The 15,627-nt window shown below is 61.5% G+C and carries 17 protein-coding genes; 4 read left to right on the forward strand and 13 right to left on the reverse strand.

What is annotated here, in order from left to right; translation table 11 throughout:
• The first annotated feature begins 115 nt into the window (after positions 1-115).
• From PP263_RS13705 to PP263_RS13715, 3 genes are all read left to right on the forward strand, one after another.
• Positions 116-736: a DUF6515 family protein gene (locus PP263_RS13705; protein WP_308364116.1), complete on the forward strand. Its 621-nt coding sequence runs from the start codon at positions 116-118 to the stop codon at positions 734-736.
• A gap of 244 nt (positions 737-980) precedes the next feature.
• The gene (locus PP263_RS13710; protein WP_308364117.1) at positions 981-1,745 is read left to right on the forward strand and encodes an SDR family oxidoreductase; all 765 of its coding nucleotides are present in this window, start codon (positions 981-983) and stop codon (positions 1,743-1,745) included.
• Between the two features lie 245 nt (positions 1,746-1,990).
• Positions 1,991-2,707 carry a FadR/GntR family transcriptional regulator gene (locus PP263_RS13715; RefSeq protein ID WP_183463834.1) on the forward strand — a complete coding sequence of 239 codons (717 nt, stop codon included), beginning with the start codon at positions 1,991-1,993 and terminating at the stop codon, positions 2,705-2,707.
• Between the two features lie 45 nt (positions 2,708-2,752).
• Here PP263_RS13715 and PP263_RS13720 read toward each other — a convergent pair whose 3' ends face one another.
• From PP263_RS13720 to PP263_RS13770, 11 genes are all read right to left on the reverse strand, one after another.
• A complete protein-coding gene (locus PP263_RS13720) occupies positions 2,753-3,835 on the reverse strand; it encodes a DNA glycosylase AlkZ-like family protein (protein ID WP_308364118.1) in 1,083 nt (360 codons plus the stop codon).
• A 172-nt stretch (positions 3,836-4,007) separates the two neighbouring features.
• Positions 4,008-5,450 carry a replicative DNA helicase gene (dnaB, locus tag PP263_RS13725; RefSeq protein WP_308364119.1) on the reverse strand — a complete coding sequence of 481 codons (1,443 nt, stop codon included), beginning with the start codon at positions 5,448-5,450 and terminating at the stop codon, positions 4,008-4,010.
• A 179-nt stretch (positions 5,451-5,629) separates the two neighbouring features.
• Positions 5,630-6,076 carry a 50S ribosomal protein L9 gene (rplI, locus tag PP263_RS13730; RefSeq protein WP_308364120.1) on the reverse strand — a complete coding sequence of 149 codons (447 nt, stop codon included), beginning with the start codon at positions 6,074-6,076 and terminating at the stop codon, positions 5,630-5,632.
• 36 nt (positions 6,077-6,112) lie between these two features.
• The gene (locus tag PP263_RS13735; RefSeq protein ID WP_308364122.1) at positions 6,113-6,946 is read right to left on the reverse strand and encodes a hypothetical protein; all 834 of its coding nucleotides are present in this window, start codon (positions 6,944-6,946) and stop codon (positions 6,113-6,115) included.
• Between the two features lie 54 nt (positions 6,947-7,000).
• Complete coding sequence (rpsR, locus tag PP263_RS13740; protein ID WP_067084304.1) at positions 7,001-7,231, reverse strand: 30S ribosomal protein S18; 231 nt, start codon at positions 7,229-7,231, stop codon at positions 7,001-7,003.
• A gap of 12 nt (positions 7,232-7,243) precedes the next feature.
• Positions 7,244-7,705 (reverse strand): 30S ribosomal protein S6, encoded by a 462-nt coding sequence (gene rpsF, locus PP263_RS13745; protein WP_308364123.1) that lies wholly within the window; start codon positions 7,703-7,705, stop codon positions 7,244-7,246.
• Between the two features lie 220 nt (positions 7,706-7,925).
• A complete protein-coding gene (locus PP263_RS13750; RefSeq protein ID WP_308364124.1) occupies positions 7,926-8,570 on the reverse strand; it encodes a hypothetical protein in 645 nt (214 codons plus the stop codon).
• A gap of 622 nt (positions 8,571-9,192) precedes the next feature.
• Positions 9,193-10,503, reverse strand: a complete 1,311-nt coding sequence (locus tag PP263_RS13755) for a tetratricopeptide repeat protein (RefSeq protein ID WP_308364125.1) — start codon at positions 10,501-10,503, stop codon at positions 9,193-9,195.
• A gap of 84 nt (positions 10,504-10,587) precedes the next feature.
• Positions 10,588-11,115: a hypothetical protein gene (locus tag PP263_RS13760; protein ID WP_308364126.1), complete on the reverse strand. Its 528-nt coding sequence runs from the start codon at positions 11,113-11,115 to the stop codon at positions 10,588-10,590.
• Between the two features lie 35 nt (positions 11,116-11,150).
• Positions 11,151-11,780: a hypothetical protein gene (locus tag PP263_RS13765; RefSeq protein WP_308364128.1), complete on the reverse strand. Its 630-nt coding sequence runs from the start codon at positions 11,778-11,780 to the stop codon at positions 11,151-11,153.
• Positions 11,781-11,800: 20 nt separating this feature from the next.
• On the reverse strand, positions 11,801-12,370 hold the full coding sequence (locus PP263_RS13770; RefSeq protein ID WP_308364129.1) for an RNA polymerase sigma factor: 570 nt from the start codon (positions 12,368-12,370) through the stop codon (positions 11,801-11,803).
• A 368-nt stretch (positions 12,371-12,738) separates the two neighbouring features.
• Here PP263_RS13770 and PP263_RS13775 point away from each other — a divergent pair, with 368 nt between their 5' ends.
• Positions 12,739-13,476, forward strand: coding sequence for a 2OG-Fe(II) oxygenase (locus PP263_RS13775; RefSeq protein ID WP_308364131.1), 738 nt, complete (start codon positions 12,739-12,741; stop codon positions 13,474-13,476).
• A gap of 11 nt (positions 13,477-13,487) precedes the next feature.
• Here the strand turns inward: PP263_RS13775 and PP263_RS13780 are convergent, their stop codons facing one another.
• Together PP263_RS13780 and rlmB are read right to left on the reverse strand one after the other, a co-directional pair.
• On the reverse strand, positions 13,488-14,303 hold the full coding sequence (locus PP263_RS13780) for an isocitrate lyase/phosphoenolpyruvate mutase family protein (protein WP_308364132.1): 816 nt from the start codon (positions 14,301-14,303) through the stop codon (positions 13,488-13,490).
• Positions 14,304-14,671: 368 nt separating this feature from the next.
• Complete coding sequence (gene rlmB, locus PP263_RS13785) at positions 14,672-15,433, reverse strand: 23S rRNA (guanosine(2251)-2'-O)-methyltransferase RlmB (protein ID WP_308364134.1); 762 nt, start codon at positions 15,431-15,433, stop codon at positions 14,672-14,674.
• Positions 15,434-15,627 lie beyond the last annotated feature (194 nt).

Here is a 15,627-nt window from a genome sequence, read left to right on the forward strand (position 1 = left end):
CGGCGACCACCCGGCCGGCGTCCGTTTGACATTTCTTAACGCGCAGGCGTGGCGCTCCCACCCCGAAAGGGGTTAATATTTAAACGATGTAAGTGATTACTTAGCAGGAAAGGCTGTGAAAACGTTAAAAACTCTGATCGGCGCCGCGGCAATCGTGGCGCTGGGGGCATTCGCCTTCACCCCACCCGCCGACGCGCGAACACCCGGCCACCAGCGCCACGGCTACGGCCATCACCACCACTACAGGCACGACCACCGTTACAGGTATGGCCACCGTTACCGTGGACCGCGGGTATCCATCGGCTTCAGCGCGCCGATCCTGCCTTTCGGCTACATGAGCCTGGCAGTGGGCGGCCGCCCCTATTACTACCACAGTGGCTATTTCTACCGGCCGGCACCGGCGGGCTACGTGGTGGTTTCCGCCCCCCTGGGTGCCTCGGTGATGTCGCTGCCGGCCAGTACAGTGCGGCTGGAGATCGGTGGCGCCACCTACTACCAGTACGCAGATGCCTACTACCAATGGCATCCAGCCAGCCGCGGCTATGTGGTGGTCCCGCCGCCGGTGACCGTGGCCAGCACCTCTTCCGACTATTCCCCCGGAGAAGTGGTGGAGACCCTACCCCCCGGCTACACCGCGGAGATCGTCAACGGGGTGCAGTACTACCGCTACGGCAGCGACTACTTCCTCCCGACCCAGCGGGATGGCAGGGAAGTCTACGTGGTGGTGAGGATCTGAGAGAACACGGCTTTCATCGCCACTGATCGCGGCCGGCGTCTGCTCCTACTGTAGGAGCGGCCGCTGGCCGCGATCGGTTTAACCACCCTCCCCCACCCTCCGATAACGGAAGTCGTCTGGAGGTTGCCCTGCTTTATGTTGTTGGAAACGGACAGAAACCGCTTGGCAGGCCCTTACCATCAATTTATCATATAAATATGGATAAAATCATAAAGGGAAGGCCATACAGGGGGAAAGCACAGCGATGGCAGTAACGACCTATTTCGATCTCAAAGACACCTCGGTCTTTATCACCGGCGGCGGCTCCGGTATAGGCGCCGCCTTTGTACGCGCCTTTGTCGCCCAGGGGGCGCGGGTCGCCTTTGTGTCCCTGGACGCGGACAAGGCCGAGCGCCTCTGCGACGACATAGAAGCCCAGTCGGGTGTGCGGCCCTTCTATCGGAGCTGCGATATCTCCGATGTGGACCACCTCAAGGCCTGCGTGGCGGAGGCGGTACAGGAGATAGGGCCCATCGACGTACTGATCAACAACGCCGCCCGCGACACCCGCCACACCCTCGACGAATTCACCCCCGAGGACTGGGACCAGTCCATCAACACCAACCTGCGCCCCCACTTCTTTACCGCCCAGGCGGTAGCGGCGGGTATGCGCAGGAAGGGACAGGGCAGCATCATCAACGTGGGCTCCAACTCCTCCCTGCTGGGACTGAGCGGTTACCCGGCCTACGTCACCGCCAAGGCGGCGATCATCGGCCTCACCAAGGCACTGGCGCGGGAACTGGGGCCGGACAATATCCGTGTTAACGCCCTGATTCCCGGCTGGGTGATGACCGAGCGGCAGAAGGAGCTGTGGGTGACCCCGGAGGCATTGCAGGAGTGCCTCGACCAACAGTGCCTGAAAGACACCATTTCCGAGGAGGATTGCGCAAATTCGGCACTCTTCCTCGCCTCCCAGGCGTCGAGGATGATCACCGGCCAGTCCCTGGTGATCGACGGCGGCCGGGTGTAGAGAGGGACGCCTCCGGCCACTGGCGAATGCCGTGGCCCGGAGGCGGGAACCTGCCGGGCAGAGATTTCTCACCTGATTCCAGTATCATCTTCGAAACGATGGCGAAATATCGTGATATCATCGCCAAATCACCCCACCACTCCTCCGAACACCGACAGCTAGACTCGAACTATCGTACCGGGGGTAGCCGTGGCCTTTGTGTAGATTTATCATACGAATATTCACTCCACGGACCGACGTATAAGATGGATAGAGAACAGAACGGGCGCAACCTGACCCAGCAACTGGTGCACACCCTCGGGGCGGCCATCGCCAGCGGCCGCTACAAGGTCGGCGAGGGCCTGCCCTCCGAGGCTCACCTGTGTGAAGAGTTCGGCATCAGCCGCAGCGCCACCCGCGAGGCGATCAAGATGCTCACCGCCAAGGGGCTGATCAGCTCGCGTCCGCGCCAGGGCATCCGCGTGCAGCCGCGGGAGACCTGGAACATGTTCGACCCGGATGTACTCGGCTGGATACTGCGCGGCCAACCCACCCTGGAAATGCTCAAGGAGTTCCTGCAACTGCGGGTGGCCATCGAACAGGAAGCGGCCGCGCTGGCGGCGGAAGACCAGGACAGGCCCAAGATCGCCGCAATCGGCGCAGCCTTACGGCGGATGAAAGACGCAGAAGAGGGGCTCGGTGATTCGGTGGACGCGGACATCGCCTTCCATATCAGCATACTCAAGGCCACCAACAATCCCTTCTATATGCAGCTCTCCAGCTTTATCGAGACGGCGCTGCGGGTGAGCATCCGCTTCACCAACCGCATCAAAGGAGTGGAAACGGCCAGCTACAAGAACCACAAGCGGCTCTACGACGCCATCGACCAGGGCAATGTGCGGGCCGCGCGCAAGGCCTCGGACACAATGCAGATAGAGGCGCTTGAGCTGATCAAGAGCGAACTGGCGAACAAGGTGGCCTAGAATCAGGGGCACAGCCCCTTTTGTTCGCGGTGCGCGCGGCGCACCCTACAGGGCCTGGGCCTCCAGGCCGTGGAAACGGGCAAAGCCCGCCAGGGCACGGGTAAAACCGGCCTTCAACGTCGCCCCCGGGTCCGCCTTCCAGTGCAGGGATTTGATCCGCAACAGGCCGACCTCCCGGTCCGCCTTCAAATCCGCCACGCCGGCAAATTTATCCCCGTACAGAATCGGCAGGCAGAAATAGCCATAGCGCCGCTTGTGTGCCGGCAGGTAGCACTCCAGCTGGTAGTCGAAATCGAACAGCCTCTTAAGTCGCTTGCGCTGCAATACCAACGGATCGAAGGGGGACAGCAGGCGCACCCGGCGCGCCGGCCTGGCCGGAGTCGGCCGCCCGTCCTCCGCCAGTATCAGCTCCTTCCCCAGCGGCATCAGTTCCCCGCTTTTCAGCATGGCATCGATCGCGCGCTTGACCAGCGGCTTGTCGTGGCGGCGCAGGTAAGCGATCTCCTCCGGCCGGCCCACGCCCTGACAGCGCAGGAAAGTGCGCACCAGGTGGCGGCCGTAGTCGGCGTCGCTGGCGGTATCGGTGGCGATATGGGAGGGCAGCAGGCGCTCCGGCAGGTCGAAGACTTTCTGGAAACCGTCCCGGTGGCTCACCATCAGTTCGCCCTCGTGAAACAGCTGCTCCAGGGCTTTCTTTTCATCGGACCACTCCCACCAACCGCCCTTCCCCTTTACGAAGTCACTGGCCTTGAGCGCGCCCTCAGCGCGCACCCGGTCCAGCACGTGGCGGCACAGTTTGGCGTTTTTCTCAAACCAGTGCCGCTGCCCCTCGCGAACGCGGTCCATGCGCACCCGCGCATAGCGGTAGTGCTCCATGGGCAGGTAGGCGGCGGCGTGGGACCAGTACTCGAAAATCTCCCGACGCCGCTCCGCTGTTTGTAGCTGGCTCTCGCGGTAGCGCGACAGGCGATTGTAGAGCTGGTGGTGGTGGGCGCGGGCGATCACCTGGATGGCATCCAGCTGCAGTGCGCCCAGATGGCGGATCAGCGCCGGCAGGTCGCCGGGCCAGGGTTTGTGGATATGCTGGCGCTCGATCACCAGCGCGCGAATGATTTCCTCAGACAGCAATTCGAAGCTCCCTTAGGGGTGAACCTTGTATTCGTCCCTGTCCATGCCAGCAAAGGTCCGCCCCTACAGCGCACTGTCGTCCTTCCGGCGTAGGCCTAGGTGCCACTGAACTGGATACCGGCGTGCGCCGGTATGACGAGTACTTAATTTTAAACAGCGTATCTAGAGGGCATTAGTCTCCCTGGTAGTACTCCGGCGCCAGGTTGTCGAAGCGGGTGTACTTGCCCACAAAGGCGGCGCGGCAGGTGCCGATCTCGCCGTTCCGCTGCTTGCCGATGATCAGCTCAGCCATGCCCTTGTCCGGGCTGTCTTCGTTGTAGTACTCATCGCGGTAGATAAACAGGATCACGTCCGCATCCTGCTCGATGGCTCCGGATTCCCGCAGGTCGGAGTTCATCGGCCGCTTGTTGGGGCGCTGCTCCACACCGCGGTTGAGCTGGGACAGGGCGATTACCGGGCAATCGTACTCCTTTGCCAGGGCCTTCAAAGACCGCGAGATCTCGGAGATCTCCTGGGTGCGGCCCTCGGTGCTGCCGGCCACCTGCATCAGCTGCAGGTAGTCCACCATGATCATCGCGGGCATGCTTTTGCGCTCGGCCTCCTCGCGGCTGAGCTTGCTGTCCGCCTGCATCAGCCGGTTGGTGTGGTCGCGCACCGTGCGCTTGGTGCGCGCGCGCACTTCGCTGGGGGTCAGAGCCGGAGTGTCGTCGATGTACAGGGCCTTGCCCTTCATCTTCTGCACCGCGCTGGAGAGCTTGGGCCAGTCCTCTTCCTGCAGCTTGCCGTTGCGGATGCGGCCCTGGTCGATGCGGCCGATGGAGGACAGCATACGCATTACCAGGCTGTCCGAGGGCATCTCCATGCTGAACACCAGGGTCGGGCGCTCCTGGGACAGCATCGCGGTTTCCACGAAGTTGAGCGCCAACGCGGTCTTGCCCATGGAGGGGCGCGCGGCGAGAATGATCAGCTCCCCCGGCTGCCAGCCGGATGTGCGCTGGTCCAGCTCGGTGAGGCCGGTGCCCAGGCCGGTGATGTCCCCCTCGGATTTGAACAGTTCGTCGATGCGCTCGACGGTCTTCTTGAGCAGCGCATCGACGCCGACAAAGCCCCCCTCCTTGGCGCGCCCCTCGGCGATCTCTGCCACTCGGCGCTCGGCCATCTGCAGCAGGTCGCTGGAGGCCAGGCCGCCGGGCTTGAAGCTGGTGCGGCTGATCTCGCCGGCGGCGGCGATCAGCTGGCGCAGCATGGAACGCTCGCGCACGATTTTGGCGTAGGCGACGATATTGGCCGCGGAGGGCGTATTCTCGGCCAGTTCCGCCAGGTAGGCGGGCCCGCCCACCTCCGCCAGCAGGTCGCGGCTGGCCAGCGCCTCCGCCAGGGTGACGATATCCAGTGGCTGCTCGCCGTTTGCCAGCTGCACCATCACCGAGAAGATCACCCGGTGCCTGGCAACGAAGAAATCCTGCTCCCCCAGCTGTTCGGCGACGCTGTCCAGGCGGCTGGAATCCAGCATCAGCCCGCCCAGCACCGACTGTTCCGCCTCTACGGAGTGAGGCAGCGGCGAGGATTCCTCGGTCTGTAGTTCATCTTCGGGGACGGCGTACTCGTCGTGCATAGGGATTTGCTGGTTACCAGAAACAAAGCGGGCGCTGAATCCGCGGGGGAATCAGCGCCCGATTGTAGCGCGACAAATTCGCCCGGAGCGAATTTGGACAGCCGAAGGCTGCCCGCGAAGCGGGCGAGCCACAGGGACGTGGCGAGTCAGTCGCGCCAAGGGAAACAGGCAGAGCCCGCTTACTCGGCTTCGATGATGACCTTGACGGTGGCGATCACGTCCGCGTGCAGCTGTACGTCGACTTCGTACTCGCCCACTTCGCGCAGCGCGCCCTCCGGCAGCTTGACTTCAGCCTTGGTCACTTCCACGCCTGCGGCGGTGATCGCCTCGGCGATATCACGGGTGCCGATAGAACCGAACAGCTTGCCTTCGTCACCGGCGTTGGCGGTGAGGGTTACAGACAGGTCTGCCAGCTGGGCGGCGCGGCCCTCGGCTCCGCCGATCTTGGCCGCAGCGGCCGCTTCCAGTTCGGCGCGCCTGGCTTCGAACTCGGCGATATTGGTTTCGGTGGCCGCCACGGCCTTACCGGTGGGCAGCAGGTAGTTGCGGCCGAAACCGGCCTTCACTTCAACGCGGTCACCCACGTTGCCCAGTTTGCCGACTTTATCGAGCAGAATAACTTCCATCTCGGTTTCCTCAATTTCAATTTTGTGCGGGACCGCCTATTTGGCGGCGCGTCCGCGAATATCTATCCAGCTATCTATCAGCGCCAGCCCACAAAGGAAGCCGGCCAGCGGCAGCGCCGCGATCACCAGCATCACGTACAGGGCCACCAGTGGCCCCCTGCCCCAGCCGCGCCTTGCCACCAGCCAGTGGATCAGGCCGATGCCGGCCACCACCATCGGGAAGGCGACCACAGCACCCCAGAACACCAGGCCCTCGCTCACCAGGCCGAAGACCCACAGCAGCATTCCCGCAGCCGCCAGCGGCAGGGGCATGCGCAACTGGTGAAACTCCTGGCGAAAGCCGCCGGGGTTGTACAGCAGTGCCTGCCACCAGCGGCCCAGCACCAGGGCCAGAGTGGCATACATGGCAGAGAACCAAGCCACATAGCCAGTAAGCAACATCTCACTGTCGAATACCTGGCGCAACTGCTCCGCCTGGCCGCCGCCGGAGGTCTCCGCGGCTTCCAGCAGGCTCTGCAGCAGACCGCCACTGAAGTGGGCGGTGAGCAGAATTCCCGCTGCCGCCACCGCGGTGGCCCCCACCAGCGCCGCACCCCAGGAGCGGGTGCCGCGCAACAGCATCGCGCCGCAGAAGACTGCGGCGAGATGACTGGCGGTGAGGCCGATCATCAGCGGCGACATCATATAGCCGCTCAGGCCCGCGGCAATCACCGGCAGCAGGGCCCAGGCCAGAACCATCAGGCCGTCGCTGCCGCCGCGACGCAGGCTCACCAGGGCCAGCGCCGCCGGGCTGATCAGCGGTATGCCCACCATAGTGATGAGCACCGCGCGCACGCGCCCGCGCATGATGAATTCGGCCAGGGCGCGCACGTCTAGATAGCTTCTCTTGTAAAGCGTCTAAGCACAGAAACCTAGGTTTCCGGCTTAGGCCTCGTGGCTGTCCGTGTACGGCAGCAGGGCCAGGTAGCGGGCGCGCTTGACCGCGGTGGCCAACTGGCGCTGATACTTGGCTTTGGTGCCGGTGATACGGCTCGGAACAATCTTGCCGGTTTCGGAAACGTAGGCTTTCAGGGTATCGAGATCCTTGTAATCGATACGCTTGACGCCTTCGGCGGTAAAACGGCAGAACTTGCGACGACGGAAAAAACGTGCCATCTGATAATCCCCTTACTCTTCGTCTTCAGCGGTATCGGAAGACTCTTCTTCCTCTTCATCGGAGGAAGACCTGTCTTCTTCCTGCTCGGTGCGCTCGCGGCGTTCGCTACGCTCGCCACGCTCCGCTCGTGCGGCCTTGCGCTCGCGGCTCTCTTTCTCCGCCTTCATGATCGGGCTTTCTTCGGTGATGGCCTCATCTTCGCGCATCACCAGGTTGCGCAGCACGGCGTCGTTGTAGCGGAAGTTGGTAGTCAGCTCTTCCAGAGCCTCTTCCGTGCACTCGACGTTCATCAGGATGTAGTGGGCTTTGTGGATCTTGTTGATCGGATAGGCCAGACGGCGGCGGCCCCAGTCTTCCAGGCGATGGACCTGTCCACCGCTGTCCTTGATGGTCGCGCTGTAGCGCTCCACCATACCGGGCACCTGCTCGCTCTGGTCGGGATGGACCAGGAATACAATTTCGTAATGACGCATTTTTGCTCCTTACGGGTTAAACAGCCTCCCGGACAATCCGGTGAGGCAAGGAGAACAACGGGCCTTTTGAGGGGCACATTGCGGGCGGCGTATTCTATGCACTCCCCCCGCTGCTTGCAAGTTGATCAATTCCCCCGGGAGGCTACCCCAAATACAAAAATGACCGAGCGCAACCGCCCGGCCATTCATACTGCGATATTCGCGGTCTCTGCTTCCGGTATCAGCCAGCTGAAGCTGCCTCTTCGGCATCTTCCATGGCATCTTCGGCTGCTTCGCTGGCATCTTCCTGCGCCTCTTCGGCAGCTTCTTCAGCGGACTCCTGCGCGTCCTCGGCGGCGTCTTCAGCCGCCTCCTGCGCCTCCTCGGCAGCTTCGTCAGCGGCTTCCTGGGCCTCTTTGGCAGCTTCTTCGGCAGCCTCCCGTGCTTCTTTGGCGGTCTCCCGGGCCTCTTCGGCAGCTTCTTTGGCGGCCTCCCGCGCCTCTTCGGCAGCTTCTTCAGCGGCCTCCTGTGCCTTCTCGGCGGCTTCGTCTGCGGCCTCCCGCGCCTCTTCTTCGGATTCGCGCGCCTCTTCCGCCGCGTCGTCCATGTCGTCCAGTGCGTCCTCGGTCGGCTCGTCTATATCGTCTCTCTCGAACTTGCCGCGCTGGCGCGCCGCATTGGCGGTGGCCAGACCGAAGGCCGAAGCCTCTTTCGCCACGTCGCTGGCCTCTTCCGGGAGTTCGATCAGCTCCACCGCGTCCTCGACACTGCCGTCGGCCTCCACTACGGTCACTGTCACATCCAGGTCGCCGTCAGCAATGGCCGGAACAGCAAACTGCGCGGAGACGAACAGCGACAGGACCATTGTCTTCTTGAATATATTCATTTTTATTGAACCTCACTTTCTACTTAGGAAAAAAATTTTTAAATCATTGTCGCCGGATCGAAGGAGCTGCCGTGCCACCCTGAGCTCCCGACGCACTCGCGACAAGCGCACTGGCGGAATGGGGCAACAGGGCGCGGCCGCTCTGCTCGCGCATCAACTCCAGATCCCGTCTTGCCTGATTGCGATCCATGCCCGCCTCCTCAATACCGGTTAACACGCTTGGCAGCTGTCAAAGGTTCCCGGATTGGGAATACGGGGCCCGTTGTCGGAGCGGTGGATCGTCGGCTGGAGGGACCGGCCGTAATTCAGAGCCGGTTCACAATCTCTTGATGGGGATGGCAGGCTGGGGGGCGAGCCTTTTGAAGTCTTCAAAAATTCGGTCCAGTGCGGGGCCAGGTGGGGAGACCCGATGACTCGCACCGGCCCTGACGTGCGCCTTCGCCGTCAAAATCTGCTCTTGACGAATTTGTGAGGAGGGCGGCCGGTTATGAGCGACGACCGATAGGGGGTGGCGGCAGAAAACGTAGAGAGCAGCTTTCTGCCGGGGGTGTATTCACAGCATGTCCCGGCAAAGGGCCGCCCCACCCGTCGCGCTCGGAAATACAAGGTTATGAAAGGGCTCTCAGAAGATGTACCTCACTCCCAGGCTGGCCTCGGTTTTGTCGTGGGTATAGAGGTCGAAGTTCTCTTCGTTGTCGACGACAGAGACCTTTCCTGCCAGTTGCAGCCGGGGCGACAGTTGCAACTCGGATTCCAGCCAGGACTTCACCCGATCGGCCTCCCGCGCCTCGCGCCGCTGAACGCCGTCGGTATCGGTCAGGCTGTTGCTGCCACCGTATTCGCTGGCCCGGTACTCGAAGCCGGCGGACACGACCCAGTTGCTCCGCAACTGCCAGCCCAGCTCCAGGCCGAGGCTGTGCCGCGTGGGTGAATAGCTGTAGAACTCGCCGCCTCCGTTCTCGAGGTCGGCGCGGTCGTCGATATCCAGCCGGTAGAGGGCACTGACCGTGGCCGAGCGCAGCGGCCGCTGCCACTTGGCCTCGAACCGGTGGCGCCAGCCGTCCAGATAGGTGTAGTTGCCGCCCCCGCTATAGTGGGAGGGCAAGTAGGCGAGAGTCACCCGGGCACCGCCGAGGCTGCGCTTCAACCTGCCCACCAGCCCGGCTCTGTTTGTGAGTTGTGTCCCGTCCAGGGTGGTGTGTTCCGCGGCAATTCCGAGTTCAGTCTGCCAGCCGGCCCACTGCAGGTCCCGCGAGAGGCCCAGGCTGTAGCTGTTGATATCCAGGGAACTGTACTCCCGATAGCGACGACTGTAGCCAAACCCCTGCAACCGCCAGCCGTCGCTCGTCGTGCCGTGAAGGCGGTACTGCCCCCAGGCAAACAACTCCGAATAGACGTCGTCCCCCGCGGATGAATCCAGCTGCAGTTCGTCCCTCAGCGCAAAGACATTGTCGTCGTAACCGGCAGAGGCACTGACTATGCCCAGCCAGGGATTGGATTTCACCCCTCGCGGCTCCGCCGGTGCCAAGGCAGCCAACCTTTTGTTGGCGAGCCGGCGCAGCTTGTCCGATTCCGCCTGCGCTTCAACCTCGCGGTAGAGGCGGATAGCGCGATCCTTGCGCCCTTGCTTTTCCTCCACCAGCGCCATCTGGAAATACCCCAGGTCCCGCCAGCGGGGAGCCTCCGTCAATTGGCGGAAGGCCAAGCCGGCCTCGTGGTAATTCCCCAGTTTGAAGTGCGTAATGCCGATGTTGTAAATCAGCTTCCCGTCGCTGTTGCCTTTGCGCCGCTCCAGTTCGAACTGCACCAAGGCCTCTTGGTAGTCCCCGTGCTTGAAGGCGGCTGTCCCCCGGCTGAAATTATCCTCTGCGTGTACCAGCGATGCACTCAGCAGCCCCCATAGAGAAATCGTTTTTATCGCCTTTGCCAACATTACAATTTTCCGCAGTTTCAAAACAACAAAAAGATGGCCGGGCACAGAACCCGACCACCAAAGCCACTACTAGGGAAGCGCGTATCAACTGCCGGGTAGATTTCCCCGGCCCTTCTCGTCAGCGCCATCGATCACCGAGTCCAGATCGATCGGCAGCTTGTCCTTTACATCATCGGGAATATTGTCCAGCACCTCTTCTGGAATATTTTCCGTACCGCCGCCGGAGAGCCCGTTCTTCACTGCTTCCTCCGCGGCCTCATTGCCGTTTTTAGCGGATTCCCGCGCAGATTCCCGTGCACTCTTGGCGGCCGCCTTTGCCTGCTCGGCAGCTTCTTTGGCCTCGTCCTTTACTTCGCCGGAGTCATCTTTTGCACGCTGGCGGGCGGTGTTGGCGGTGGCCTGGCCAAAAGCGGCGCTCTCCTTCGCGACTTCGCTGGCCTGCTCGGGCAGCTGGATGGTGTTCACCGCATCTTCGACGTCTTCATCGGACTCCACCACGGTCAGGGTGACATCCAGCTCATCGCTGTCGGCTTCATCCTCGGCCTGTGCCGGAACAGCTAACTGCGCCGCGAAAAACAGAGTCAGCACCAACAACCTTCTTTGCACTTTCATCCGGGAAACCTCATGTTGTTTCTATGGGAAATCGTTCAGGTCTTCTGCATCGGGGCCGTCGCGGCACCTCCAGAAGGCCGGGGCTGAACCGGCACCCGGAACGTCTTGCGCTGCCCCCCGTGCTCGACTTCAATCAGTATTTCGCCGCCGCTCTCCGCGCCCTGCAACTGCACCGGCAGGGTGAGCCGGTTGCCTCCAGCGTTCAAATTCGCCCGCCACTCCAGCTCCTGAACTCCGGGATAACCATCCAGCGCCAAGTGGGACGGCAGCGACACCCGGATAACGGCGCCCTCCAACGGGCGGGCGCTGTCGAGGGATACGCTGACCGGCAGCGTCGAGACGACCTGCGGCGCGGCGGGCTGCGGCGACTGCCAGCGGGGCACCGTCATTATTACCGCCAGCAGCAGACTGGCGGCGGTCGCCAGTTGCCAGCCGCGCAGCCGGGCCTGCGGCTCCACCCGGGACTGCGGAAGCACCGACTGCAGCACCCGTTTCTCGAAACCCTCCGAGGGTTCCGGCGCGGGCATGCCGCGCAGCAGGCGCACCACCCGGAGTTCTTCCGCGTAGTCGCGGCAGTTGGCACACTGGCGCAGATGATGCAGCAGACTTCCGTCGTTCTGCTCGCGCATCAAGTCCAATTCCTGTTTTGCCCGATTGCAATTCATAATCATCTCCTCGCCACCGGTTAACACGCGTGGCAGCCCTCAATGGTTCCCAGTTGCAGCGCCGCTTTCAGTTTTTTTCTCGCACGGTGGAGGCGGGATTTCACAGTGCCCACATTGATTTCCAGGATTTCCGCCACTTCCAGGACCGAATAGCCCTCCACATCGTGCAATAGCACCACGTCGCGCCAGCCGTCATCCAGCTCTTCCAGCGCCCGGTTCAGGGCCCGCTTCAGTTCCAGCTGATGGAAATGGTTACGCTCATCCAGAAGGTGCCCCTGAAAGAAAGCGTCATCGCTGCTCCAGGAAACGCTGTCGTCGACCGGCGAATTGAGCCGGCGGCGGTAGAGGTCCACGTAGCGGTGGTAGAGCACCTTGACCAGCCAGGGGCCCGGCTTGTCCAGTGCGACCAGTTCTTCCAACCGCGGAAACAGGCGGGCCAGTACGTCCTGCACCAGATCCTCCGCTTCCGACTGGTTTTGCGTCCAGCGGTAGGCCATCCGGTACATCAGGCGGATGTGCGGGCGCACCAGGGCGGTAAAGCGGTCCTCCGGCGCCGCGCGCCAGCGGAATATCTGCATCAGGCCGGTCAAGCCATCACTCCTCTCGCCGATATCTTCAATCGGTCTGTTAACACGCAGGGCAACCCGAAAAGGTTCCCGAAAATTCAAAATTATTCAAATAAACTTCCGGGCCGGCCGGGCTTGCACCTGTTCGCCCCAAGGGCCGCAACGCAAAATTATTCCAATCAAGCCCCAAAAATCAGAAATTTAATTTTCCTAAAACCATAGTTCGCGTTACAGTAATGCCATCAAAAACTCCACCGGCTTCATTCGCCGGAGGTTAAAAAAACCGGTGACGACACCCGGCCAGTAGGCCGGTGGACGTCGATCCGGCCTCATTATCCATAGATAACGTTTTGTCGGGTATTTCTGTCAGTTTGGTATTCGGAGTGGAGAGTATGGATTCGCTGATTCTGATGTTTGAGAATATCGCACCCGCGGAAACCTGCGATCATTTGATCCGGCGCTTTCGCGAGTCCCCAGACAAACAGCCGGGCCGGACCGGCTCCGGAGTGGACCACAGCAAGAAAAACAGTTCCGACCTGTTTATCTCCGATATGGATTCCTGGCGGGATGAATGTGCCGCAGTAAACAACTTGGTTTTTCGCGGACTGATGGAGTACTGCCGCCGCTACCCGCACATATTGACCGGCGCTCTCTCCCCCTCCTTTTACGATGAAACCAGCCGGGAAGTGCGCAACCTGACCAGCGGGGATATCGGCGGGCTTGGAGAACAGCAGATGCAGCGGCTGGTTTCCGGCATCTACCAGTTGGACAAGATCAACTTGCAGCACTATGAGAAAGCCAAGGGAGGCTACTACCACTGGCACTCGGAGCACTATCCGCACCCCAGCGACCCGGGGCAAAAATCCCTGCACCGGGTGCTTTTCTGGATTCTCTATCTCAACGATGTGGACGAAGGCGGTGAGACAGAATTCTGCTACCAGGGCGCCAAAATCAAACCACGCAAAGGCAGCCTGATCCTCTCCCCCTGCGGCTTTACCCATACCCACCGCGGCAATGTGCCCGTGTCCGGCGATAAATATATCCTGACTTCCTGGGTCAACTACCGCCCGGCGGGCGAACTGTACGGGACCAAGCCGAAGGAACAGGCAACTGAGCCCCTTCGGCAATAACGCCAACAACCCTATCCAGGGACGGCTTTCCCCGCAAAGGCCTGGTTCAGTGCCTTATAGGTAAGCCTGTGTGCGAACATTGGCTCAGTCTCGCCGCACTCGAGAAATCCCCGCGCGACTTCGGCGAGCGAAGCATAGCTGGCCAGAAAAGTGGCCGGTCCCGCGCTGAGCCGCCTGGCACCCGCCGCGAACAGATCCTCTACCGACGCCATTCCCGGCAGTATCATAAGATTGAGGGGCATATCCACTCCGGCGGCGACCGCGCGCACCTGCTCCACGGCACCCAGCCCCGGAACAAAACCGCCATCGGCGCCCGCATCCCGATACTCCGCCAAGCGCTTTATCGAAAGCGCCACCGCCTTCTCGCCGGTGGCCAGGCCGCGCAGATAGACGTCGGTTCTGGCATTGATAAACAACGGCCGGTCTCCCAGGGTGTTGCGTATCGCGCGGATCTTGCGGGAGAGTAATTCAGCAGAACCCTCGCCATCCTCGATATTGATGCCCACGACACCGCACCGCGCGATTTCAGCAGCCAGCTCCGCCACCTCGCGGGGTTCCTCGCTGTAGCCATCCTCGATATCCACTGTCACCGGTACCCGGGCCACGCGCACCATGCGCCGGACCACGGATAACAATTCCTCCCGAGGAAGGGCGCTGCCATCCGCGTAACCCAGGGACCAGGCCATGGAGGCACTGGAGGTTGCCAGCGCCTGGGTACCGGCTCGCTGGCAGAGCAACGCGCTGGCTGAATCCCAGATATTTGCCAACAGCAGCGGCGATGAACTGCGGTGGAGGGTGGTGAATTCTGTGTGCAGTAACTGATTCATAGAGATACCCACTTCGTTTTACGTTTGTGGATGCAGGGTATCTTTGTGACGGGTAGGTGCTGGCCACTTTCGGAACCGAACAGCAGTTTCCCGGCGGATGTGAGTGCCGGTCAATAGTTATTCCCAAGCTGCTTCTACGCTGGAAATTTGCGCTCTAGGAGCCTGCTGTGACCGCCAGGGATAGCGGGGTACTGCCCAGCGGAATGCCGCCCAGCAAAAATGCAATTTTTTCAGGAGCAAAATCTGCCTGGCGAATATTCCCGATGTCTTGCCGCGCCTTCAATTCGCCCGCAAGCAGGCTCCTACAAAAAGCGTGATGCTAAGGTCCTGCCGCCTCGACCTTAACTTAGTGGCATTCAGGTTAGGGATTACTTTGAGCCTGTTCGTTGCCGAACCGCTTCAAACAGACATACACCGGTAGCTACCGAGACATTCAAACTGCTCACCTCCCCGGCCATGGGGATCCTGATCAGGTGGTCGCAGTTTTCCCGGGTCAGCCGGCGCAGACCGGAACCCTCGGCGCCCATTACCAGGGCCATGGGGCCTGTGAGCTGGCTCTGGTAGATATCCTGCTCCGCCTCCCCGGCAGCGCCGAAAATCCATATTCCCGCCTGCTGTAACTGCTGCAATGTGCGCGCTAAATTTGTGACGGTGACAAAGGGCAGCACTTCCGCGGCGCCGCAGGCGACTTTTCTGGCGGTGGGTGTCAGGCCGGCGGATTTGTCCTTGGGGGCGATCACGGCGTGTACGCCGGCGGCCTCGGCGGTGCGCAGGCAGGCACCGAGGTTGTGGGGGTCGGTGACGCCGTCGAGGACCAGCAGGAACGGGGCTTCGGACTTCTGTTCCAGTTCCTGCAAGAGATCTTTCAGAAAGCGCTCGTCGTGAACTTTGGTTTCGCCGACGCAAAGGGCGATCACGCCCTGGTGGTTGCCTTCGTCGCCGGCTTTTTCGTCCAGGGTGCGGCGGTCGACAAAGCGCAGGGGAATATCGTTTTGTTCCGCCTGTTTGAGAATTTTCTGCAGGCGCTGGTCTTTGCGGCCGCGCAACAGGAGTAGCTCCTGTACTTGTTGGGGGGAGCCTTTCAGCAGTGCTTGTACGGCGTGGAGGCCGTAGATGATTTCCTTGGACATTGGTGTTATTTACTGACGATGTGGCGGGATTGGGAATACCCTCTCCCCCGGCCCCTCTCCCGCAAGCGGGAGAGGGGAGCTAATCTTTCAGGCTTTGTAGCGCTTATCCGCTCTACAGTTTTCCCGAAAACCGATATTACTTTTTCTTCTTGCCCTTAGCGGCTTTTTTCTTTTTCCCCTTACCGTTTTTGGCA

Source organism: Microbulbifer sp. TB1203, from assembly GCF_030997045.1.
Lineage (GTDB): Bacteria > Pseudomonadota > Gammaproteobacteria > Pseudomonadales > Cellvibrionaceae > Microbulbifer.